General features: G+C 71.0%; 19 protein-coding genes. 7 read left to right on the plus strand and 12 right to left on the minus strand.

Annotation, left to right across the window (positions count from 1 at the left end):
* Positions 1-106 precede the first annotated feature (106 nt).
* From AB0C36_RS08795 to AB0C36_RS08810, 4 genes are all read right to left on the minus strand, one after another.
* Entirely contained in the window at positions 107-1,297 is a 1,191-nt protein-coding gene (locus AB0C36_RS08795) for an Rv3169 family protein (protein ID WP_358351331.1), read from the minus strand.
* Positions 1,298-1,564: 267 nt separating this feature from the next.
* Positions 1,565-2,488 (minus strand): 3-oxoacyl-ACP reductase, encoded by a 924-nt coding sequence (locus AB0C36_RS08800; RefSeq protein WP_358351334.1) that lies wholly within the window; start codon positions 2,486-2,488, stop codon positions 1,565-1,567.
* 102 nt (positions 2,489-2,590) lie between these two features.
* Positions 2,591-3,670, minus strand: coding sequence for a Zn-dependent alcohol dehydrogenase (locus tag AB0C36_RS08805; RefSeq protein ID WP_358351336.1), 1,080 nt, complete (start codon positions 3,668-3,670; stop codon positions 2,591-2,593).
* A gap of 298 nt (positions 3,671-3,968) precedes the next feature.
* Positions 3,969-4,328, minus strand: coding sequence for a hypothetical protein (locus AB0C36_RS08810; RefSeq protein WP_358351339.1), 360 nt, complete (start codon positions 4,326-4,328; stop codon positions 3,969-3,971).
* 67 nt (positions 4,329-4,395) lie between these two features.
* On the opposite strand from AB0C36_RS08810, the gene AB0C36_RS08815 reads away from it, so the two are divergent.
* Both AB0C36_RS08815 and AB0C36_RS08820 read left to right on the plus strand, forming a co-directional pair.
* Entirely contained in the window at positions 4,396-4,614 is a 219-nt protein-coding gene (locus tag AB0C36_RS08815) for a hypothetical protein (RefSeq protein WP_358351342.1), read from the plus strand.
* The gene (locus AB0C36_RS08820; RefSeq protein WP_358351343.1) at positions 4,611-5,156 is read left to right on the plus strand and encodes a hypothetical protein; all 546 of its coding nucleotides are present in this window, start codon (positions 4,611-4,613) and stop codon (positions 5,154-5,156) included. The genes AB0C36_RS08815 and AB0C36_RS08820 overlap by 4 nt, the downstream gene beginning before the upstream one ends.
* A gap of 535 nt (positions 5,157-5,691) precedes the next feature.
* Here AB0C36_RS08820 and AB0C36_RS08825 read toward each other — a convergent pair.
* Both AB0C36_RS08825 and AB0C36_RS08830 read right to left on the minus strand, forming a co-directional pair.
* Positions 5,692-5,958, minus strand: a complete 267-nt coding sequence (locus AB0C36_RS08825; RefSeq protein WP_358351346.1) for a vWA domain-containing protein — start codon at positions 5,956-5,958, stop codon at positions 5,692-5,694.
* 328 nt (positions 5,959-6,286) lie between these two features.
* Positions 6,287-6,982, minus strand: coding sequence for a recombinase family protein (locus AB0C36_RS08830; protein WP_358351349.1), 696 nt, complete (start codon positions 6,980-6,982; stop codon positions 6,287-6,289).
* Between the two features lie 265 nt (positions 6,983-7,247).
* Between AB0C36_RS08830 and AB0C36_RS08835 the strand changes: the two genes are divergently transcribed.
* Positions 7,248-8,462 carry a hypothetical protein gene (locus tag AB0C36_RS08835; RefSeq protein ID WP_358351352.1) on the plus strand — a complete coding sequence of 405 codons (1,215 nt, stop codon included), beginning with the start codon at positions 7,248-7,250 and terminating at the stop codon, positions 8,460-8,462.
* A gap of 56 nt (positions 8,463-8,518) precedes the next feature.
* On the opposite strand, the gene AB0C36_RS08840 is transcribed toward AB0C36_RS08835, so the two are convergent.
* Positions 8,519-9,004 (minus strand): Tn3 family transposase, encoded by a 486-nt coding sequence (locus AB0C36_RS08840; RefSeq protein ID WP_358351537.1) that lies wholly within the window; start codon positions 9,002-9,004, stop codon positions 8,519-8,521.
* An 8-nt stretch (positions 9,005-9,012) separates the two neighbouring features.
* Here AB0C36_RS08840 and AB0C36_RS08845 point away from each other — a divergent pair, with 8 nt between their 5' ends.
* Positions 9,013-9,210 carry a hypothetical protein gene (locus AB0C36_RS08845; RefSeq protein WP_358351355.1) on the plus strand — a complete coding sequence of 66 codons (198 nt, stop codon included), beginning with the start codon at positions 9,013-9,015 and terminating at the stop codon, positions 9,208-9,210.
* A 203-nt stretch (positions 9,211-9,413) separates the two neighbouring features.
* On the opposite strand, the gene AB0C36_RS08850 is transcribed toward AB0C36_RS08845, so the two are convergent.
* Positions 9,414-10,274 carry a MaoC/PaaZ C-terminal domain-containing protein gene (locus AB0C36_RS08850; RefSeq protein ID WP_358351357.1) on the minus strand — a complete coding sequence of 287 codons (861 nt, stop codon included), beginning with the start codon at positions 10,272-10,274 and terminating at the stop codon, positions 9,414-9,416.
* A 188-nt stretch (positions 10,275-10,462) separates the two neighbouring features.
* Between AB0C36_RS08850 and AB0C36_RS08855 the strand changes: the two genes are divergently transcribed.
* The gene (locus tag AB0C36_RS08855; protein WP_358351360.1) at positions 10,463-11,158 is read left to right on the plus strand and encodes a PaaI family thioesterase; all 696 of its coding nucleotides are present in this window, start codon (positions 10,463-10,465) and stop codon (positions 11,156-11,158) included.
* A gap of 247 nt (positions 11,159-11,405) precedes the next feature.
* On the opposite strand, the gene AB0C36_RS08860 is transcribed toward AB0C36_RS08855, so the two are convergent.
* A complete protein-coding gene (locus tag AB0C36_RS08860) occupies positions 11,406-12,983 on the minus strand; it encodes an ABC transporter substrate-binding protein (RefSeq protein WP_358351363.1) in 1,578 nt (525 codons plus the stop codon).
* A gap of 342 nt (positions 12,984-13,325) precedes the next feature.
* Here AB0C36_RS08860 and rarD point away from each other — a divergent pair, with 342 nt between their 5' ends.
* Positions 13,326-14,414, plus strand: a complete 1,089-nt coding sequence (gene rarD / locus AB0C36_RS08865) for an EamA family transporter RarD (RefSeq protein WP_358351539.1) — start codon at positions 13,326-13,328, stop codon at positions 14,412-14,414.
* On the opposite strand, the gene AB0C36_RS08870 is transcribed toward rarD, so the two are convergent.
* Positions 14,344-16,026 carry a long-chain-fatty-acid--CoA ligase gene (locus AB0C36_RS08870; protein WP_358351366.1) on the minus strand — a complete coding sequence of 561 codons (1,683 nt, stop codon included), beginning with the start codon at positions 16,024-16,026 and terminating at the stop codon, positions 14,344-14,346. The two genes, rarD and AB0C36_RS08870, sit on opposite strands and share 71 nt — an antisense overlap.
* A gap of 595 nt (positions 16,027-16,621) precedes the next feature.
* Here AB0C36_RS08870 and AB0C36_RS08875 point away from each other — a divergent pair.
* Entirely contained in the window at positions 16,622-17,527 is a 906-nt protein-coding gene (locus AB0C36_RS08875; protein ID WP_358351368.1) for an alpha/beta hydrolase, read from the plus strand.
* A gap of 24 nt (positions 17,528-17,551) precedes the next feature.
* On the opposite strand, the gene AB0C36_RS08880 is transcribed toward AB0C36_RS08875, so the two are convergent.
* On the minus strand, positions 17,552-19,450 hold the full coding sequence (locus AB0C36_RS08880) for an arabinofuranosyltransferase AftB family protein (RefSeq protein WP_358351371.1): 1,899 nt from the start codon (positions 19,448-19,450) through the stop codon (positions 17,552-17,554).
* A gap of 223 nt (positions 19,451-19,673) precedes the next feature.
* The gene (locus AB0C36_RS08885) at positions 19,674-21,392 is read right to left on the minus strand and encodes an arabinofuranosyltransferase AftB family protein (RefSeq protein WP_358351373.1); all 1,719 of its coding nucleotides are present in this window, start codon (positions 21,390-21,392) and stop codon (positions 19,674-19,676) included.
* Positions 21,393-21,409 lie beyond the last annotated feature (17 nt).

Here is a 21,409-nt window from a genome sequence, read left to right on the forward strand (position 1 = left end):
CCGTACCGCGCCCCGCCCTATGTCGTGGGTACGTGCGTGCGCGCCTGCGTGCGCACGCACGCCTGTCGGGCTCGTCCGCTACCGCACGGCCGCGTCCGTTGCTCCGCTACTCGACGGCGCCCGCGCCGAGCCCCGTGTCGGTCGCGCCGTCCAGGATCTCCTGGAAGCCGTACCGCTCGTGCGGGCCGAAGACGATCTGCTCCAGCACGCCCACACCCACGCGGCCTTCGCCGCCGATCTCGGTGACCCGGATGACCTGCTGCTGGTGCTGCCGGTCGAAGGCCAGCGGGTCGACCTCGTCCACGACCCAGCTCTCGCCCTCGACGGCGAGTTCGCCCTGCCAGACGCCGTGCGCCCACTTGCTGTGCAGGTAGCCGAGCCCGGCCAGGAAGCCGCGCGTGCCCATGGGTTCGATGCGGTACGCGAACTCCTTGCCCTCCGCGTCGGCCAGGTGCATCGTCCCGCCGGCCACCCGGCGCGTCCCGGGCACGAACGTCAACTCGTGGCGTACCGGGTGCAGTTCGGTGTAGCCGGTGGCCCCCGCGCCGTCCGTCGGGACGGCGAGCGCGGCGGTGTCCGGCACGGTGCCGAGCGGCTGCGCGACCATGCGGTGGCCGTCCTTCTGGTACATCTCGCCGTCGGCGCGCTCGAAGGACCCCCAGAGGGTGACCTCGTTCTCCCAATGGATGGGGGCCCACAGCCACATCATCGGGTTGAACGGCTTGGGCGCGCCCGCGTCGCGCTCGCCGACCGGGCGGATGCCCCACGAACGGTCGCGCGTGGCAAGCGTGGTGGTGGGGTCGACGGCGATCTCGCGGCCGCCCGGCAGCGTGATGGTGCCGGACCAGACACCCAACTGGGTGAGCCGGGTGGCGTCCATGATGACGTGGTGGCCGTTGCGGGTCGTGACGCGCGGCTCCTCGATCACCGCGGCCCGCGCCGTGAAGGTCAGGTCGCAGGTCAGGCCGGTCTCGTTGTCCGTCGCGTAGATGCGCAGCACCTTGAGAGGTTCGACGACCTCGATCCCCAGCGGGCCGACGGTCAGGTCGAAGCGGTCCTGGGCGGCGCGGCGCGACGCGTGCAGGCTGTGCTGCACGCCGTCGACGCTGACCGTGAAGTGCGCGTCGGCCACGAAGCGGTTCGGGTACAGGCCGTGCGCGAACGCGAAGTAGAACGCGCCGTCGCGGTCGTAGCCGTTGAACCAGTAGCGGTCGTACGCGTTGCGGTCCGAAGTGCCCGGGTGGGCCACGGGCTCGGGGGTCTGGTGGATCGGGAAGTCGTCCGCGGGAGTGAGCACGCGGCGCCCCTTTCTGGTTCGCGGGCCGGGCCCGACGGATGAGGCGGCCCGGGTCCGGAAGGGCAGGCCGCGGTGACGGCTGGTCAAGGTGACGGCTGGTCGGCTGACGACGTACTCAGGTGGCGGCGTACTCGGGTGGCCGCGTACTCAGGTGGCCGCGTACTCAGGTGACACGTGTCGACATTGCGGCGACGGACGGCGCGCCCGGACGAGGCCGGGCGCGCCGTACACGCAGGTGCCGGGTGGCCGCGCCGGGCGGCCCGGCGCTCAGCGCTCGCGCTTGAGGAACAGCAGGTCCGTCGCCGAGTAGCCCTGGTTGAGCTTCTTGTCCGCGTAGTGCGGCACGAGCACCTGCTCCAGCTCCTCCGGCGTGAAGGTCTCCTGCTTGGAGTCGAACTTCGCCTGGAGCGTGGGGCGTTCGACGACCGCGACGAAGCCGCCGTGCACGACGAAGACCTGGCCGGAGATGTTCTCGGCGGCCGGGCTGGCCAGGAACGCGACGAGCGGCGAGACGTGCTCGGGCGCCAGCGGGTCGAGTTCGCCGTCCGCGAGGCCGTCCTTCGCGTTGAACACGTTGCTGGTCATGTTGGTGAGCGCGCGCGGGGCGATGGCGTTGGCGCGGATGCCGTAGCGGTGGCAGCCGTTCGCGGTGCTCATCGTGAGGCCGACGATGGCCGACTTGGCGGCGGCGTAGTTCGGCTGGCCGGGCGAGCCGGCGAGGAAGGCCTCGGACGCGGTGTTGACGATGCGCGCGTACACCGGGCCGCCCTCGGCCTTGGACTTGTCGCGCCAGTACTTCGCGGCGTGGTGCGAGGTGTTGAAGGTGCCCTTGGCGTGCACCGCCAGGACGAGGTCCCACTCGGCCTCGGTCATGGAGAACAGCATGCGGTCGCGCAGCACACCCGCGTTGTTGACGAGGATGTCGATCGAGCCGTACGTGTCGATCGCGAGCTGGATCAGTTCGCCGCCGACCTCGAACACCGAGATGTCGCCGCGGTGCGCGACGGCCTCGCCGCCGCCCGCGACGATCTCGTCGACCACGGCCTGGGCCGGGTTCGGGGCACCCTCGGGGGCGAAGTCGTTGACGACGACCTTCGCTCCCTGCTTGGCCAGTTCGAGGGCCTCGGCGCGGCCGAGACCGCCGCCGGCGCCGGTGATGACGGCAACCTTGCCTGCGAGGGACGTGGTCATGTGCTGCTCTCCTGGGTGTGCGGTGTGGTCGTCGGCGGGCCGGGCCGGCCCGCGGGGCTCCGCGCGTCCGGCCCGGCCCGCCGACTGAGGATCGGACCGGGGTCAGGCGAGGGTGACGATGGTGCGGATCGACTCACCGCTGCGCATCAGCTCGAAGGCCTGGTTGATGTCGGCGATGCCGACGCGGTGGGTGATCATGCTCTCGAGGTCGATGCGGCCGGCCCGCCACAGGCGGATGATGCGGTTGTACTCGCGCACGATGTCGCCGCCGCCGTAGATGCTGCCGATGATCTGCTTCTGGTCGAAGAACAGCTCGAACATGTTGAACTGCACGTTGTCGTCCATGGCGCCGGCGCCGACCACGACGACCTGGCCGCCGCGGCGGGTGAGGTCGTACGCGCTGCGCACGGTGAACGACTTGCCGACCACCTCGAACACCGCGTCGAAGCCCTGGCCCGCGGTCAGCTCCTGCTTGAGCGCGGCGGCCTCGTCCGGGGTGGCGGTGTGCGTGGCGCCGAACTGCTTGGCCCAGGCGTGCTTGCTGGTCGCGGGGTCGATGGCGACGATCTCCGAGGCGCCACACGCGCGGAGGGCCTGGATGACGGCGATGCCGACGCCGCCCGCGCCGATGACGGCGGTGCTCATGCCCGGCTCGATCTTCGCGCTGTTGAAGACCGCGCCCATGCCGGTGGTCACGCCGCAGCCGATCAGCGAGGCGATCTCGTACGGGACGTCGTCCGGCACCTTGACGGCGCACGGGGCGGCGACCACGACCTCCTCGGCGAAGGTGCCGGTGCCGGTCATGCCGAAGGACGGCGTACCGCCGAAGGTGAAGTTCTGGGTGCCGGCGTTCATGAAGCCCGACAGACACAGGTTCGACTGGCCGCCGGTGCAGAAGTTGCAGGTGCCGCACGGCGGCGCCCAGCACACGATGACCTTGTCGCCGACCGCGACGGTGGTGACGTCGTCACCGACCTCGACGACCTCGCCGGCGCCCTCGTGGCCCGGCACGAACGGTGCGGGCTGCGGCAGTACGCCGGTCATCGCCGACAGGTCGGAGTGGCACACGCCGGTCACATGCAGCTTGACCTTCACCCGGCCCGGCCCCATGCCGACGGCCTCGACGTCGTCGCGGACCTCGAGCTTGTCCTGTCCGGTCTCGTGCAGGATGGCTGCGCGCATGATGCTGCTCCTCGTCCTAGCCGTGCCCATGAGGTCGCCGTGGCCCCGGTCGGGCCCGGTCGGGGTGCGGTCGCCGACGTCGCGAAAATATAACGCGTTCTCGTTTCCGACAAGGTCGATGACAAGGTCAAGCTATACGCCCGGGCAAGTCTGCTGAAGCCCTCGGGGCCCTTTGGCCGCCATCAGACCCTCCGGAGCACGCTTCCGGGCGCCGCCAGGGGCCCCTGCCGCGGTCGTCAGGGACCCCCAGCCGCGGTCGCCGGAGACTCCCGCCTCGGTCGCCGGGGCCCCGCGCACCTCAGTTGGGAGTGGTCCCTTCCGAAGCCCTGCGCACCGCCGTACGCCGCCATCGCCCCCCCGGCACGGCCTGCGGGCCCGCTTCGGCGCCTAAGGCCCGCGCCGCCATATCGCGGGCGGACGGGATGGCATCGTGCAGGGGCAGGGGGACGACCTCGGCCGACCAGCTCACCGACGACGGAACGGGGGCCATGCCGGCCTCCTCCAGGCACTCGGACCAGCCGTCCCGGAACCCCGCCAGGTACTCGGCCTCCAGGGCCGCCCGGACCGCCGTCAGCGCCGCGGACGTCACCTCGTCCAGGAGCGCCGGCGCCACCAGTTGTGCACACATGCAGTTCAGCAAGGTTCGGGAAAGACGCATTTTCCTCCAAATTCTCAAATCACCACAAATAACAACGGCGTTGCCGACGGCTTCGACTGGCGTACCCGTGCCGCGTGCATCGGGCTCCCGCCCGAGACGGGTCCTCGGCACCGACCACTCCGCGGCGCGCGTCGCCCTCTCCGCCTGCGCCGACTGCCCGGTCCGCGACCTCTGCCTGAGCGTCGTGGACCCCGAACGCCACTGGTTCGACGGGGTGAGCGGCGGACGCGTCTGGCGCAACGGGCGCGACGTCACCGCGTCCGCCGTACGACAGAGGGCCACGTGACCGACCACGCGACCGACGTACGCGCCGACCGCGCCGCGGCCCGGGCGAACCTGCGCGTCGGCCTGACCGGCCTGGCCCCTACCCGCGCCCCGATCCGCATCCACGTCTCCGAGGCCCTCCGCGACATCACCGACGGCGTCACCGAACTGGAGGAGGCGGTCTGTGACCGCCTGCGCATCCGACGTCCCCAGCGCGCCGGCACCGGCGAAACGATCCGGCACCTCCTCAGACTGCTCGCGCACATCGACACCGCCCCTGTGCTCGCCCATCACGCACGCGACGAGTCCCGCCGCATGGCCCGTCGCGCGAGCTGCGCCCTCGGCGACGACGGACCGATGCTCCGCCTGCCCGGCACCTGCCCGCACTGCGACTGCGTGTCGATGCGCCACCTCCCCCTGGACGGCGTGGTGTGGTGCGCCAACCCGGACTGCCGCTGCACGACGGCCGATTGCGGCTGCGCGTCGGGCCCCGGCCCCGCGCACAGTTGGCCCGACGCGACACCCCCCCGACCGCTGAACACCCTTGCCGGGAGCCGCCGATGAACCGCGGCTACCGGGTATCTGCTCACCACCGAGATGGCCGCCGGCGAGGCCAGGGTCCCGCCCGCGACCATCCGCCAACGGGTCCGGCGCGGCCACCTCACGATCGCCGAACGCCGGGGCCGCAGCACGCTGTTCCGCCCCGCCGACGTCTTCGCGGCGGAGCGGGCCACGCGGCGGCGTGTGCCCGCCGCGCCCCGACAACCGGCGGACCACGCCGGATAGCCCACCGGGTGGCCACGCACCGGCCGACGAGCCCTGGTCGAACCCAAATCGACCAGGCTCGTTGCCGCCCGCGTTCGTACGATCCCGCGACACCCCGACCGATCAAGCCATTTGCGCGACCTGAGCACCGGCGTCACACACAATGCAGCGGCGGAGCTGTGCCCCTACGAAGGCACCGGGTACCCACGGAAAGCCAGGCGCGACACTCCCGGCCGAACAGTGCTCTCTCCCTTGGCCAACGTGCCCAAGACACCGCCATTTCCAACAGACGAATCACCCATGGCGGCCCGGCGAACTCCGGTAGCCGGTCCTGTCACGTCCGGCGACCGGTGTGGAAAGCGATCCACCACGCTGCGAATTCCGTCAGCACGGTTGCGTGGAATTTCGGGTCGTCCCAGTTCTCGAAGTCGTCGATGACGGCGAAGCCGTGGTTCTTCGTCTTCCAGTGCCGAATTCCGGCGAACGCGCTGGGCCGCTCCACGCCGTAGTCCAGGAAGTACCAGAAGACCGGACTGTCCGCGGCATCCCGCGAGTTGACCAATGTGCGGAACTCGGGCCGATCGCCGCGAGTTCGCTGCAAGGAGTGACCGGCCCCGCCAATCAGGCCAGTCGCCGCCTCGACGGTGTGCGCAAGTCGGCGCAGGCCGCGGACGGGGCCATGGGGCGAATTCGGGGTTCGGCGGCCGGGGGGAAACGGCCGAAGGGGGCGTTCTCTCCCAGACGCCTGATCAGCTCAACGAACTGGCCGCGAAGTTGGCGGAACTGCTGCCCACATATCTGATCTACCGGGATCCCCCGGTGGTGCCCGTGTGGGAGGTGCCGGCTCCTCCGCCGGCACCCGGCGCCGTCGAGTCCGCCGTGGCGTTCGGTACGGACATGGCATTCGGTTGCCGCGGGCGTCGCCTGGTTCAGGAGCCGAGGGCGGTTCTCGGAGTATCCGGCCGTCGGGGCGCAGGTGTTCTTCGGGCCGGGCGGCGGGTCGCAGGTGGGGCTCGTGTACGCATACGACGCCACCTACGCGTACACCGTCGAGGGCAACACCCCAACGCCACCGACAGCGCGGAAGGCGACCGCGTGTACCTGAAAGCGCCTGCGCCGGGACGCTTCGCCTCGGCGGCCCGCAGCCCGTCGTAGGTCATTTGGCGCTGAAGGTCGCGCTGCAGTTCTCCGGCGGCGGCGAGGGTCTGCGCCATGAACTTGACCGCGGACAGCAGTTCTCCGGTACGCGGGTGGCGCGCGGTGAGGTCCATCGCGGAGAACGCGCCGTCGTGGATGCGCAGGGCGAGATGAGCAGTGTGGAGGACGTCGAGCACGTCGAGGATGTGGCCGGTGCCGCGGACGAGGCGGAACATCTCGGAGGTGTGCACGGTGTCGCCGGGCCGGGCGTAGTCGAGGAGCGCGCGGAACTTCGGGCGCTGGAGGGGGTGGAGGCGGCTGGAGGTGCCGGGGTCCTCCTCGAAGACGGCCGGGTCCTCGATGCCGGCCTCGTTCAGGACAAGGTTCTGCCGGGCGGTCGACTGCTGGTCGGTCGAGACCCGCTTTAGACCAGGTTCGCCACTCGAGGGTCCCTTCCGTACCGAGGATCGGACCCTATCCGTCGCCAAACCCTGTCATCAATCGCCATCGGATCCGATTGGATTCGCGCCGCCTCGAACCCCCGGATTGCACGGGTTCATTGGACGCGCCGCCTCCCTGTCGTCATTCGATCCTTTGAAGACATCTGCAGCGACGGCCTCAGGCAACCGCGGCGACGCGGTCTAGTGTGATGGAGCCGGGCCTGCTGAGTGCGGACGGGCCGGTCCCGATGCTTCGGCGGAGTCATTCAGCTTCAACTTGCAGGTCTGGCACAGTTCTGGGACAGGACTCGCGATGACGTGGCGTGAGAGTGCGCGCTACCACCTGTGGAAATGGGTAGGCATTCCAACGCTCCCAACCACGGTGGCGGATCCTGCCCTGCGTGCCGCCCGGACGGTGGACGAGGTGGTGCATGCCACCCAACGCGGCCTGTCGGCCGCCACCGGACGGAACGTCGCCTTGGAGCGCAGCGGCAGCGCGCTCAGCGCCAAGACCTTGCGGGAGTTCTCCGACGGGATGCTCCTGGCAGTGCGTCGGCACGGTCGCGTTCCGCTCGACGCGCTTGAGGTCGGCAGCCTGCCCAGAGAGCAACTCGCGTTCGCGGGTGCCAACGTCCAGTGCGACACAGTGACCGCGCAGCTGACGCACTGTGGCGGGCACATCACCTTGAACGAGTCGCGGTTCCGGCCCGGCGCGCGGTTCGGTCTATGGATGGGCGCCCGGGGGGCGGAGTTGGGAGGCTTGGGGCGTACGCGCCGTCTGCGCACGCCGCAAGCAGCCGGCGCTCACGAGCTTGCGCACGTGGTCGACGCGTTGATGGCGCATCCGGAGTGGAAGCAGGCCGGCGTGATGCCCGACCATCCGCAGAGCCTGCGCGAGCAGGTCGCGGAGATGGTTGGTGAACGCCGGGGCAAGCCCGCCGGGCAGGTCACGCCCAAGGATGTCGCCGCGGAACTCGGGGTGAATGCGGCCGGCGACTTCGACGGCGCGATGAACGAACTCGTGGCGGACGCGGACGCGGACGTGTCCGTCAACAAAGAAAAGGCGCACCCGATCAATCAGAAGGTCGCCGAACGCCTCGCGCAGGCGAAGGAGCCCTTCGTCCCCGGTCCGGGCGCGCGGCTTCAAGAATGGCGGGGGCGGGAGCACACGCGGTCGGTGACGGGTGTCGAGCACTGGTTCCCCGACGTCAATTTTCCCGTGGCGCCGACGCCCGGGCCCGTCCAACGCCCTGCGCCGGAAACCGGCCCCGGCCAGGTCCACGCACCAGCGCCCCGTGGAGCGGTCCGGACAGCGGCAGACGGAACACGCGCGGCGCTTGTCGATCCGGCCGTACTCAGAGCGCCTGCGGCAGGTCTCAGCTCGCTACCGGTGATCAAACCGAGGATGACACCCCAGCGGCAGTCCCCGACTGCCGTCAACACCTCCCCCACACTCGACGCCGTTCGTGGCATCAGCCCCTACAAGGCCGTCAGCGAACGGCAGCTCTCGCGCGAAAAATTCCTGTAGAAGCCGGCCACAGACGGCCGTACCCACGCTCGGGGGAAAACTCCCGCTGTCAGAACTCAAAACAGGGCGTCGGCGATGCGTAGCGGCCGGTATCCGGTGGGGCCGAGTCGGGCGAGTTCGCCTTCGATGTCGACCTCGATGGCGCCGACGATGTTGATGTTCTCGCTGTGGGCCGGGGAGATGTGGGCCAAGTCCTCGTCGTCGACGCGCCGCCCCGAGCGGCGCATCGAGTCCACGGCCAGCCCGTAGTACTCGGTGGTCCACGTGACGACCGCGTTGGTGACGAGGGTGAGGCACCATGCCTGTTCGGTCTGCTGTTCCAGGTGCCGGGCCCGGATGGCGCCCTCGTGGGCGTAGAGCAGGTCGCGTTGGAGCGCGTGCAGCGACTCGCCCTTGTTCAGTTGCCAGGAGATCTTGCGCCGGTATGCCGGGTCGGCGAGGTAGCGGGCGGCGTAGATCGTGCGGCGCGCGGCGCCGTACTCCTTGAGCGCCGCTGCGAGGGCGTTCTGCCGCCCGGACGCGGACAGCTTGCCGACCAGCAGGGACGCGGTTGCGTGTCGGCTTCGCGACGACGCGGGGTGATCTGGCGCTGCTGCTCCAGCGTGCCGATCAGACGGACAAGGAACTGGCGGAGCACGACGCGCGGATCAGCGCACTGGAGCGGGCCCGCTGGCCGCTGCCATCGTTGGCGGCGTTGAGCGGCCTGGCGGGTCTGGGCCTGGCGGTGTGGCAGTCGACGGGCAGATAGGCAGATGGCGCGCTCCGCCGGTACGCGGTCCGATGCGCCGGTACGCGGGCCCGCACCCGAGCACGCAGCAGTGGGCCCCTCCCCGACGCGGGGAAGGGCCCACTTTCTGTGTGTGCGGTCAGCTGCACGCCGACGGCCAACCGGCGGTGATGGTGCGTCAGGTGCCGGTCACCACACCGCCGGTCCGAGTGTCAGCCCTGGTGTCAGTCCGAGTACTCGACGACCGTGTCCGACAGGACGATGGCGTCGTCGCGCTCGACCGAGGAGGTCTGGACGATGAGCTTGCCGCCCTCGTCCCAGACGCGGATGCGCATCGTCTCGCCCGGGAAGAAGATCCCCGCGAACTTGGTGCGGTAGCGCTTGACCCGGGCGACGTCGCCGCCGAGGACGGTGTCGACGACGGCCTTGAGGGTCAGGCCGTACGAGCACAGGCCGTGCAGGATCGGGGTGTCGAACCCGGCGCGCTTGGCGAACTCCGGGTCGGCGTGCAGCGGGTTCCAGTCGCCGGAGAGGCGGTACAGCAGCGCCTGGTCCTCGCGGGTGGCGACGTCGATCACGTGGTCCGCGTCCCGCTCCGGGACGTCGATCTTGGTGACCGGGCCGCGCTCGCCGCCGAAGCCGCCCTCGCCGCGCACGAAGATCTCGGCGCGCGAGTCGTACAGCGGCGTGCCGTCCTCGAGCGTCGCGGACGACTCCAGCACGATGACGGCGGCCTTGCCCTTGTCCCAGACGTCCGCGATGCGGCTGGTGGCCTGGATGTTCTTCGCCTTGGCCGGCAGCGGGTTGTGGATCACGACCTCCTGGCCGCCGTGCAGCACGGCCGCGAGGTTGATGTCGATGCCCGGCAGCGCCGAGAGGCTGCCGCCGACCTTGGTGCCCGCGACCGTCGCGAAGGTCGGCAGGACCTGGAGGTTCTTCTCGTACGTGTAGCGCAGTTCGTCCGCGCCGGTCGCCGGGGTGCCCGCACCCACGCCCAGGTGGTAGAGGATCACATCCTTGTGCGTCCAGCTGATCTCGCCCTTGCGGGGTTCGGCGCCGGTGGCCACTGCGACGTCGATCGGCATGACGTCTCCTCCCTGGTGTGGTGATCAAGTCCGTGATGCGCTCCGGGTGACCGGCAGCGCTCACAAACTAGAACTTGTTTTCGTTTCCGTGCAATGATCGGCCGCCTCTGTGACCGACACCGCAGCGCGCCGCCGCCCCCGGAGGACGCCCGCGCCGGTGCCAGACCTAGAACGACCTGGGGGTCGCCATGTCCACGATCCAACCGCTGCCCGACGAGACGCCCGCGGCCGCCTCGGGGGTACCCGAGGTGCCCGCCGACGTCCTGGCGGAGCTGCGCAGCACCTGGACGCCACGTCCCGCACCGGGCAGCGCGGGCCGCGCGGCACGCCACCGGCTGGCCGAGGCCACCCGCCGCCTGGTCGAGGCGGTCAAGCTGGTCGACCCGGAAGGCGACGCGGACGCGCTCAAGAGCGTAGCTGACGATGTATCAGATCTGGCAGCCCGGATCTCCGCGATGGCCTCGCTGAACGATCGGGAACCCACCCTCGACGACCTCCAACTGCACGAACGCAGCCCGTTCGTGGGCGCGGCGAACCCGCTGGCGCCGCCGATGGAGCTGGTGGCGGACGGGCCGGTCATCCGCGCGCACGCGGTCTTCGGGGCGGCGTACGAGGGCCCCACCGGGCGCGTGCACGGCGGCTACGTATGCGCAGCCTTCGACGAGGTCATGGGGGTCGCCCAGTCGGGCGCCGGGGCGCTCGGCATGACGGCCTACCTGACGGTGCGCCTGAAGCGCGGTACGCCGCTGTTCGAACGCATCGACTACGAGGCGGAGGTCACCCGCGTGGAGGGCCGCAAGGCGTGGGTGGAGGCCCGTTCCTACGCCGACGGCGTGCTGGTGGCGGACGCCGAGGGGCTGTTCATCCGGGCTCGCGCGGTCTGAACGCGTTCGGTCCGACCGCGCGCGGTCCGAAGTCCTTCGGGCCGCGCGCGGTCTTCGGGCCGCGTGCGGTCAGGCCGAACGTGCCAGGCTCGAACTCGCCTGGTCTGTACAGCCACGAGCGGCGGCCGGGGAGCAGGAGCCCGGCCACCGCTCGTTTTTGACGCCGCGTCAGCCCGACCCGAGAAGGCCGGGCCGACGCTCTGTCAGTGACGCGCTGTCAGCGACACGCCGTCAGGCGGTTTTTCGCCTAGCTGACGCTGACGCGGTCGAACAGGATCAGGCCGTCCTCGAACAGCTCCAGCCCGTCGACCTTGCCCTTCTTGCCCTGGATCGCGGCCATGAAGCCCTTCTCGTAGGACCAGAACGGCAGGTCCTTGACGATTTCGGCCTGCACGATCCCGTACTGCTCCTTGCGAACGTTCTCGTCGGTCGAGTTGCGCGCCTTGTCGAGTGCGGCGTCCACGACGGGGCTGCTGTAGCCCGTGCGGTTCTCCGCGCCCTTCGAGTGCAGGATGTTGTAGAACAACGGCTCCGGGTCGTCGAAGAAGACGTTGAACTCGGCGGCCTGGAACTCGCGCTGGATCATGACCTTGGAGCCGTACAGCGCTCCGTTGAGGAACTCGGTCTTCATCTCGATGTTGCGCATGCCCTGGAGCTGCGTCTGCCAGTACTCGGCCGACTTGCGCGCGGCCGGGCTGTCGTTCGTGGTGTACGTGAACGACAGCGGCTTGCCCTCGGCAGCCAGCTGGTCCAGCAGGGCCTGCGCCTCGGCCTTGTTCTGCGACGGCATCTTGGCGTCCGGGTTGACGTACGGCGAGCTGGGCTGGAAGAAGGTGCTCAGCGTCTGGTCCGCGCCCGCCGGGCCCTGGATCAGCTTGTTGCGGTTGCCGGCGTCCATGATCAGCGCGTACGCGCGACGCGCCCGCGGGTCGTTGAACGGCGCCTTGTCCGTCTTGAACATGGTCATGAAGCCGCCGTTCTTCTCCGCGTAGGCGACCGTCAGACCCTTGTCCTTGGCGTCGTTCACGATCTTGAAGTTGATCGTGGTGACCAGGTCCGCCTGCCCGCTCGCGAGCGAGTTGAGGCGCTGGTTCTGGTCCGGCACCGGCTTGAAGGTGACCGACTTGAGCAGCGGGCGGTCCTTGTTCCAGTAGTCCGGGTTGCGCTCGAGCGTCATGGCGCTGTCGCGCACCCAGTTCTTGACCTTGAACGGACCCGCGCCGACCGGCTTCGTGGCGAAGCCCGCCGGGTCGGCCTTGATCGCCGTCGGCGAACCGATGAACGCGAGGTTGTGCGCGATCATCTGGTCGAAGTGGATGTTCGGGGTGGGCAGCGTCACCTTGAGGGACAGCGGGTCGACCACGTCGAACTTGAGGTCCTTCGCGGCCAGCGCGGCGACCGACTTGGCCGCCGGGTCCTGGTGGCGCTCCCAGTTGAACTTCACGGCCTCGGCGTCCAGCGGCGTGCCGTCGGTGAACTTCACGTTCGGGCGCAGCTTGACGGTCCAGACCTTGCCGTCCTCGGACGTCGTGGCGGACTCGGCGAGCTGCGGCTCGACCTTGCCGGTCTTCGGGTTGATCCAGAAGAGCACGTCGAAGACGGCCGCGGCCTGGGTGCCGCCGTTGACCGACGAGATCGTGGCTATCGCGGGGTCGACGCCGCGGGTCTCCTGGGTGATCAGGACGGTGAGGTCGCCGCTGCTGCCGGCCCCACCGGGGGCCGCGCTGCCGCCACCCGAGCCGCCGGAGCCGGAGTCCTTGTCGTCACCGCCGCCGCATGCGGACATGGTGAGGGCGATGGCGGCGGCACCTGCGACCGCGGCCATCGTGCGGGGTGTACGGAGTCGTTCGAGACGCAAAACTGCTCCTGGCGCTGTGTCGGCGGCCCGGGTCGGGCGAAATGAGGACCGACCGCCGGGCAGTTCAGGGGACCCGGCTTTGCAAGGCAACCGGAGTGGTGGATTCGGTCAACCTAACTCGATCGGCCCGGAATCTGACGGGTCGTCATATAACGATTTCGCGACATACGCATGCGTTGGTCACGGGCGGCTACAGGCCCTTCACTGTCGGGCTCGGGCAGCCGGTTGGGTGGCGTCCACGATCCACCCGTGGCGAATTGGACCGCGACACTTGGCGGGATCCGTGGCTAGGGTCCGCCCGTGGGCGATTTGACGGAAACGGCGGAGCAGCGTCGGGGCCTGTGGCTGGGCGTCGCGGCGTACGTGATGTGGGGGCTCTTCCCCCTCTACTGGCCGCACCTCAAGCCCGCCGGAGCGGTCGAGATCCTCGCCCACCGCATGGTGTGGTCGCTGGTCTTCATGCTCCTCGTGCTGGCCGTGCTGCGGCGCTGGTCATGGATCCGCGCGCTGCTGCGCAATCCCGCCCGGCTGGCCAAGATCACGATCGCGGGCGTGGTCATCACCACCAACTGGGGCCTGTACATCTGGGGCGTCAACTCGGACCAGGTCGTCGAGACCTCGCTCGGCTACTTCATCAACCCGCTCGCGTTCATCGCGATCGGGGTGCTGGTGCTGGGCGAACGCCTGCGCGCCGCGCAGTGGGCCGCGGTGGCCCTCGGCATCGCGGCCGTGCTGGTGCTGACCGTGGCGTACGGGCGGCTCCCGTGGCTCGCGCTGGTCCTCGCCACGAGCTTCACGATCTACGGGTACGTCAAGAAGACCGTCGGCCTGGCCCCCACCGAATCGCTGACCGCCGAGACCGCGGTGATGTTCCTGCCGACCGCGGGCTACCTCGCGTACCTGGCGTGGACCGGCGAGGGCACGCTCGGCACCGTGTCCTTCGGGCACACGCTGCTGCTGATCGGCACAGGCGTGGTCACCGCGATACCGCTGCTGTGCTTCGGGGCGGCGACCGTACGCATCCCGCTGTCGACGATCGGCATGCTGCAGTACCTCGGCCCGATCCTGCAGTTCGGCGTCGGCGTGTGGGTCTACCACGAGGCGATGCCCGCGTCCCGCTGGGCGGGCTTCGGGCTGATCTGGGCGGCGCTCGCGGTGCTCACCGTCGACGCCCTGGGCCAGGCGCGCAGGACCCGGGCGAAGGCCCGGTCCCTGCGCGCGACGGCCGCCGCGCAGCCGCTGAAGGCCCCCGCCGTCGTGGTGCCCGCGAGCACCGCGACCGCCACGAGCGCTGCCGCCGCCACGACCGGTACGGCCGCCACCACTGCTACGGACGGTCCAGCAGGTCCAGCACGTGAGCCCGGCCGTGCTCCGCAAAGCGAGTCTCCAGCGCCTTGACGTCCGCCTCGGTGAAGGGCTGGTACGGGCCGTCCTTGCCCGGCCGGAACCACAGCGCGTCGCCGTTGTCCGCGTACCACGCCTGCCGCGAGAGCACGCGCACCAGCACCTTGTTGGTCTGCGTGTGCGGGAGTTCGCGCGCGACGCGCACGTAGCGGGGACGCCACGTCGGCGAGAGGTCCGGCTGCTCGGCCTGCCACGCGGCGAACCCGGCCGGGTCGAACTCGGCGCCCTCACGCAGCACGACCGCCGCCATCGCCTGGTCGCCGGCCGCCTCGTCGGGCACGCCGTAGACCGACACGAGCACCACGTCCGGGTGCCGGGCGAGGATCCGCGCGACCGGCGCCGAGCCGAAGTTCTCGCCGCCGACGCGGACCCACTCACCGCTGCGCCCCGCAAAGAAGAACATCCCCCGCTCGTCCCGGTAGGCCAGGTCGCCGCTCCAGTACCAGCCGTCGCGCAGCCGGTCCGCGGTTGCCGCGTCGTTGTTCCAGTAGCCCTCGAACGAGCCCGCGCCGTCGAGGTTCACCAGTTCGCCGACCGCCTCGTCGGCGTTCAGCAGGCGCCCGTCCGCGTCGAACCGGGCCGTCGCGCACTCCTCGCGCGTATCCGGGTTCAGCACCCGGATGTCGCCGCTCGCGGTCCCCAGCGCGCCGGGCGGCATGCCCGGCACCGGGACGAACGACAGGCCGCCCTCGGTCGATCCGAACCCGTCCCGCACGCTGCACCCGAACCGCCGGGCGAACCGCTCGACATCCTGCGGCCCGCCCTCGTTGCCGAAGACGCGCGTCAGCGTGCTGTCGGCGTCGTCCGGCAGTTCGGGGGTGGCCAGGATGTAGGACAGCGGCTTGCCGACGTAATTCGCGTACGTCACCCCGTACTTGCGCACGTCCGGCAGGAAGCCCGACGCCGAGAAGCGACGCCGCAGCACCAGTGCCGCGCCGGACGCCACCGCCGGGGTCCAGCAGGTGATCATCGCGTTGGAGTGGAACAGCGGCATCGCGCAGTAGGCCACGTCCTCGCCGCCCAGCTGCTGCATCGCCACGACCGAGCCGCCCTGCGACGCGATCTTGCCCTGCGAGCAGATGACCGCCTTCGGGTGGCCGGTCGTCCCGGACGTCAGGATCAGCATGAACGGGTCGTCCGGTGCGGGCGAGCTGCCCGGCAGCTCGGCACCCTCGAACGGGGCCAGCGCGTCGGTCCACGCCGCGGAGTCGACGTTCCACACGTTCTCCGCCGGGAAGTCCGGCACCGCCTCGGCCAGCTGCGCCGCGTGCGCGTCGCCGGTGATCAGCAGCGTGCAGCCGGTGTGCTCGACGTCGCGCGCCAGCTCGCTGCCCTGCCGGGTCGGGTTGAGGCCGACGACGACCGCGCCCGACACCGCCGCGGCGGCCAGCAGGAACGAGAACTCCGGCACGTTCTCCAGCATCACGCCCACGTGGAACGGCTTGTCGGGATCGCGCCGGGACTCCAGGAACGCGGCGCGCTGGGCGGACAGGCGTACGTGCTCGTCCCACGTCCACGAAGAGTCGCCGTACCGCACGCCTGTGGACGTGTCGCCCACCCGCTGCCGGACCAGGTCGTTCATGGTGACGGACCACCGGCTGGCCATGCGTATCTCCCGCTGTGCTCGTGTGCGCGCACGAATGCGCGCTCGTGGGTGCGCTGCTGGGCGCCGGCCTGGCGACACCCGAAAGGGCGTGCCCGCCGTGCGCCCGCTGACGCACGCAAGGTAGCCGCAAGCCGGACAACGTGGAAGATCGATCGCCCGCCGGCACACGTAACCGGGGCTCGGGCGCGCTGCGGTCGGCGTTCGAGATCGGGGGCTGGGGGTGCGCGGCGAAGCTAGGGATTGGGGGGCGACGGTCGGCGGTTGAGGTTCAGCGGTTAAGGGTCGGCGGTTGAGGTTGGCAATTGGGGTCGGTAGGTGAGGTCGGCGGTCGGCAGCTGGGGGTTGGCGGTCGGCGGTTGGGGGTTGGCGGTTGGGGGTGGGGGTTGAGGTTGGGGGGTTGACGTTGGGGGGTTGAGGTTGGGGGGTGGGGTTTGGGTTGGGGTGGGTGGGCTCTGGTCAGGGGCGGGGGCGGGTGTCACCGTAGGTGGGGCGGGCCCGGCCCGAGCGACGCAGCCCACGGATGCAGCCCACGGACGCAGTCCCGGACGCCGCCCCCTTGACGCGGCCCCGGGACGCAGCCCCGAGGAGGACCCTCGTGCCCCAGCTCACCGTTCCCCTGGCCCGCGGTCTCGCCCGCCGCACCATTCGGCCGTTCCTGCACCCCCGCGTCCCGCTCGCCGTGCAGCGGGCCCGCCTCGACGCCAACTCCGGCCCCCTGCCGCCCGGAACGCACGTGCTGCGCCGTTCGCCCGGCGGGGTGCCCGCGCGCCGCGTCTCGGTCGGGCCGCAGGATCCCGAGCGCACGATCCTCTACCTGCACGGCGGCGGGTACGCCACCGGCTCGTCGCGGTCGCACCTGTCGTGGGGCGCGCACCTCGCGCGGGCGACGCGGAGCGCCGTCTACCTGCTCGACTACCGCCGCGCGCCCGAACACCCGTACCCCGCCGCCCTCGACGACACCCTCGCGGCGTGGCGCGCGCTGGCCGCGACGACGCCGGCGACCACGCCTCTCGTGATCGCGGGCGACTCGGCCGGCGGCGGGATCGCCCTCACCACGGCCCTCGGCCTGGCCGCCGGCGGCAGCGGGCACCCCGGTGACCGGGTCGCCGACGCGATGGTCCTGATATCCCCCTGGCTCGACCCGCTGCGGCCCTGGCCGTACGAACCGCGCTACGGCCGCGATCCCGTCCTGCGGCCGGCGTGGCTGACCTGCTGCGCCGAGTGGTACGCGAACGGCGTCGACCGCGAAACGCTCGCCCCCGCGCGGAACTCCGACCTGTCGAGGCTGCCGCCGACGATCGTGCAGTGCGGCACCGACGACATCCTCGCCCCCGAAGGGGCCGCGTTCTCCGACCGCGCGGCCGCCCACGGGGTCACGGTCGACCACACCGACTACCCGGACCTTTGGCACATCTTCCAGGTCGGCGCGGGCCTGCTGGCGGCGGCCGACGAGGCTCTCGGCGATCTGGCCGGGAGCCTCGACGACGTCCTCAAGTCCTGAGCCGGCGCGACGACTTCGCGGCGGTCACGAACCTCCGCAGAACTTGCGCTCCGCCTCGATCGGATCCGAGGGGATGCGCAGCTTGGTGCGGTCGTAGGCGCCGGTCAGGTTGTCCCAGAACCGCTTCATGCTCATCGGTTCGGTCACCGAGTCGATGAGCTCGGCGACCTTCCCGCATCCCAGCGTGCGGTACGCGGCGCGGATCGCCTCCGGCGACGCCAACTGCGGCGGTACGTCCTTGAACGCGACCGGGTCCACGTACAGCGCGATGTTCCACGCGGGCGGCAGCAGCTTCTGGTGGCCGGCCGCCGCGAAGTGCGTCTGCTCGATGTGCGAGCCGATGGTGCTGGAAAGCCCCCACAGGTCCGCGACCATGCCGTCCAGCGGCACGATCGCGCCGCCGAGGCCGAGGCGTCCGATCACCAGGGCGACGTCGTTCTGCAGGTCGGGGCGCAGCGGCAGTTCGAAGTCCCCGGGCAGTCCGTACGCCCGGGCGTAGCCGAAGTCCCAATAGAGCACGCGCTTGCCCGCCGCGTCCGCGCGCACCACCAGGGAGTACGACTTGCGCAGGTAGGCGATGTGCGCCTGGGAGCTGACGGGGTTCTCGTGGCCGGTGTCGCCGACGTAGACGCGGCGTTCGTTCCACGTCTGGTTCTGCGGGGGTTGGCCGTCGCGGGGCGAGGTCAGGGTCGTCACCACGCCGCTGCGCATGTCGATGCCGCAGAACAGGGCCCACACCGTCACGGTGGCGACCAGCGGCGCGGACAGCTTGTCGAACGGCACGAGCAGCAGCGGCAGAAGGACCAGGAACATGACGGGCAGCATGAGCCGCCCGTGCATGAAGTCGCCGCCCACCTTGGCGAGGTACAGGGTCTGGACGAACGCGGCGACGAGCGGGGTGGCGACCAGCAGCCAGGTGCGGTTCACGTCCCGGCGGCGGCCGAGCAGTACGGCGCCGCGTACCGCGACAAGGAGGAGCAGCACGGCGGGGATCCACAGCCGGTACGGCCGCTCGTAGTCCAGGATGTAGTCCCGGCCGCGCCCCCACAGCGAGTCCCCGGCCTCTTTGGTGAGGGCCGGCATCGGGAAGACCAGGCCGTAGTAGCCCATGCGGAACACCTCGTACGCGGCGGGCAGCGCCCCCGCGACGGCGGCCATCGCCACCAGCCGGGGCCACCGTGCCGCGGTCAGCACGGCCAGCGCGGTGAGCAGCACCAGCGAGGTCAGGAGCAGGTCGGGGCGCATCAACGGGCCCAGCCCGAACCAGAAGGAGGTGGCCAGCAGCCGCCGGGTGCCGACTCCGCCGACCGGCGCGGCCCAGGCGCCGACGAGCAGGGACCACGAGACGGCGATCCACAGCAGGACCAGGCCCATTTCCATGCCCGCGGTGAGGAAGTCCCAGTTCACCGGCACCGCGACGAACACCAGTGCGCCGGCGGGCAGCAGGAAGCGCTTGGCGGTCAGCGCCCGGTGCAGGCGCCGGGTGGTGTCGAGGGCGATCCAGAACCCCGTGACGGACAGGGCGAGTCCGAGGTAGACCGCGGTCTCGGCGGGCGGGAAGGGACTGACCCAATGGAAGGCCACCAGCACCCACTGCCACGCGGTGCTCGTCGACGTCTCCGCACGCTCGCCGATGCTGTACACCGGGCCGTTGCCCGCGGCGATCTGCCGGACCACGCGCGTGAAGATCAGGCCGTCGTCGGTCATCCAGCGCCGGTGCCAGCCCATGACCGCGAGGATGGCGGTCGGCACCAGCATGACGGCCAGGTCGGCCGGCCTGGGCAGGCGGCGGCGGACCGCGCGGGCGAACGGCCGGGCGCGGCCGCCCGTTTGGTCCGGCGCCGCGGGTCTCGGCCGTGTCTCTTCGACGTCGGCGGAGTTCGCGGGTGCGGGGCTGGCGGCCGGGACGGACGTCGGGGGCATGCGGCTCCCAGGGGGATTTCGGCTCCGGCCCGCGGCGGATCCCCGCTCGGATCCCGGTACAGGCGTTGGAGTGCGGCTCATTTCCGCCCCGGCGTGAGCCGCGGGGCGGGACGCCCGGCCTCCGGCGGCCTCGGGCGTCTACTCACCAAAGACGCTGTCGGGCGTCCGAAAAGCTGCGTCGGTTGCGAAATTCACCGGGGAAATTCGCCCGGTCGGCCCCGGGTCAGTCGCAGAATTTGCGGGCGGCCTCGACCGGATCCGCCGGTATACGGATGTTTGTCCGTTCGTACGCACCGGTCAGGTTCTTCCAGAACCGGTCGAAGCTCATCGGCTCGGAGACCGACTCCAGGAGCTCGCGTACGTCGCCGCAGCCGAGAACCCGGTGCGCGGCCCGTAGTTGCTCCTGGTCGGCCAGCGCGGGCGGCACCGACGGGAAGGCCGCCGGGTCGACGTACAGCGCGATGTTCCACACCGGGGCCAGCAGCTTCTGGTGCCCGGCGGCGGTGAAGTTGGTCTGCTCCAGGTGCGCGCCGAGGGTGCTGGACAGCCCCCACACGTCGGCGAGCAGCCCGTCGAGCGGCGTCATCGCGCCGCCCGCACCGAGTTTGCCGATGACCAGCGCGACCGGGTTCTCCAGGTCGGGCCGCAGCGGCAGCGCGAAGTCCGGGGGCAGCCCGAACACCTTGCCGTAGCGCGGGTCGAGCATGAGCACGTGCCGCCCGTCGTCGCGGGCCGCGACCAGCAGGCCGTGCATCTGCGCGTTGTACGCGACGTGCGCCCCGGCGGTCACCGGGTTCCGTTCCCCGGTCGCCCGGGTCGTCACGCCGCGCTCGTTCCACACCTGGTTCTGCCCGTTCGCGGCGGGCACGGGCGGCTTGGTGGTGCCGCTGCCGCCGGGCCGCAGCACCGCGGCGCACACGACTGCCCACACGGCCACCGCGGCGACGAGCGGCAGTACGGCCCGCCGGAGCGGCAGCAAGAGCATCGGGAGGAGCAGCGTCAGCAGGATGGGGACCCACATACGGGCGTGCATGAAGTCCCCGCCGACCTTGACCAGGTAGAGGGCCTGGGCGAGGGCGGCGGCGGGTGCGACGGCGAGCACGAGGACCGTGCGCCGCCTCGGCAGGCCGAGCCGGGCGTAGAGCACCGCGGCGGCGGCCAGGAACAGCAGCGGGATCCACAGTTGGTAGGGGCGGTTGAAGTCGGTGACGTAGTCCCAGCCCCTCCCCCACTGCGAGTCGCCGGCTTCCTTGGTGACCGCGGGCATCGGCACGAGTTGGCCGTAGTAGCCCATGCGGAAGACCTCGTACGCCGCCGGGAGCGCTCCCGCGGCCACCGCCATCCCGACCCGCGTCCACCCCGACGCCGGCCCGAGCAGGGCGACGGCCACCAGGAACGCGACCGCCGTGATGCCCAGGTCGGGCCTGATGAGCGGACCGAGGCCGAGGTAGCAGGACAGGCCGAGGAGACGCCGGGCGGGGACGGCGCCCGGCCAGGCGCACCACACGGACACCAGCAGCGCCCACGAGGTGCCGATCCAGAACAGGATCAGGCCGATCTCCATCCCGGCGGACAGGAAGTCCCACACCGGTTCGACGACCACGAAGACGAGCGCTCCGGCGGGCAGGAGCAGGCGGGTCGGGGCCAGACGCCGGTGCAGGCAGCAGGTGGCGGACAGGGCCGCCCAAAAGCCCAGGACCGCCAACAGGAGTCCGAGGTAGACCGCGTTCTCGGCGTCGGAGAGCGGGCTCGGGTAATGCACCGCCACCAGCAGCCACTGCCACGCGGTGCTCGTGGACGTCTCGACGCGTTCGCCGACGTTGTAGACCGGGCCGTTGCCCGCGGTGATCTGCCGCACGACGCGCGTGAAGATCAGGCCGTCGTCGGTCATCCAGCGCTGGTTCCAGCCCATCACCGCCAGGAACAGCGTCGGCACCGCCATCGCCAGGAGGTCGGTGC

It is taken from the genome of Streptodolium elevatio (assembly GCF_040649515.1).
Classification (GTDB): domain Bacteria; phylum Actinomycetota; class Actinomycetes; order Streptomycetales; family Streptomycetaceae; genus Yinghuangia; species Yinghuangia elevatio.

What these genes read in the sequence shown, in the direction of transcription:
- AB0C36_RS08800 (WP_358351334.1), bottom strand. Translation starts at nt 2,488, where the DNA reads ATGACCACGTCCCTCGCAGGCAAGGTTGCCGTCATCACCGGCGCCGGC.
- AB0C36_RS08805 (WP_358351336.1), bottom strand. Translation starts at nt 3,670, where the DNA reads ATGCGCGCAGCCATCCTGCACGAGACCGGACAGGACAAGCTCGAGGTC.
- AB0C36_RS08810 (WP_358351339.1), bottom strand. Translation starts at nt 4,328, where the DNA reads ATGCGTCTTTCCCGAACCTTGCTGAACTGCATGTGTGCACAACTGGTG.
- AB0C36_RS08835 (WP_358351352.1), top strand. Translation starts at nt 7,248, where the DNA reads ATGACGTGGCGTGAGAGTGCGCGCTACCACCTGTGGAAATGGGTAGGC.
- AB0C36_RS08850 (WP_358351357.1), bottom strand. Translation starts at nt 10,274, where the DNA reads ATGCCGATCGACGTCGCAGTGGCCACCGGCGCCGAACCCCGCAAGGGC.
- AB0C36_RS08855 (WP_358351360.1), top strand. Translation starts at nt 10,463, where the DNA reads ATGTCCACGATCCAACCGCTGCCCGACGAGACGCCCGCGGCCGCCTCG.
- AB0C36_RS08860 (WP_358351363.1), bottom strand. Translation starts at nt 12,983, where the DNA reads ATGGCCGCGGTCGCAGGTGCCGCCGCCATCGCCCTCACCATGTCCGCA.
- AB0C36_RS08870 (WP_358351366.1), bottom strand. Translation starts at nt 16,026, where the DNA reads ATGGCCAGCCGGTGGTCCGTCACCATGAACGACCTGGTCCGGCAGCGG.
- AB0C36_RS08880 (WP_358351371.1), bottom strand. Translation starts at nt 19,450, where the DNA reads ATGCCCCCGACGTCCGTCCCGGCCGCCAGCCCCGCACCCGCGAACTCC.
- AB0C36_RS08885 (WP_358351373.1), bottom strand. Translation starts at nt 21,392, where the DNA reads ATGGCGGTGCCGACGCTGTTCCTGGCGGTGATGGGCTGGAACCAGCGC.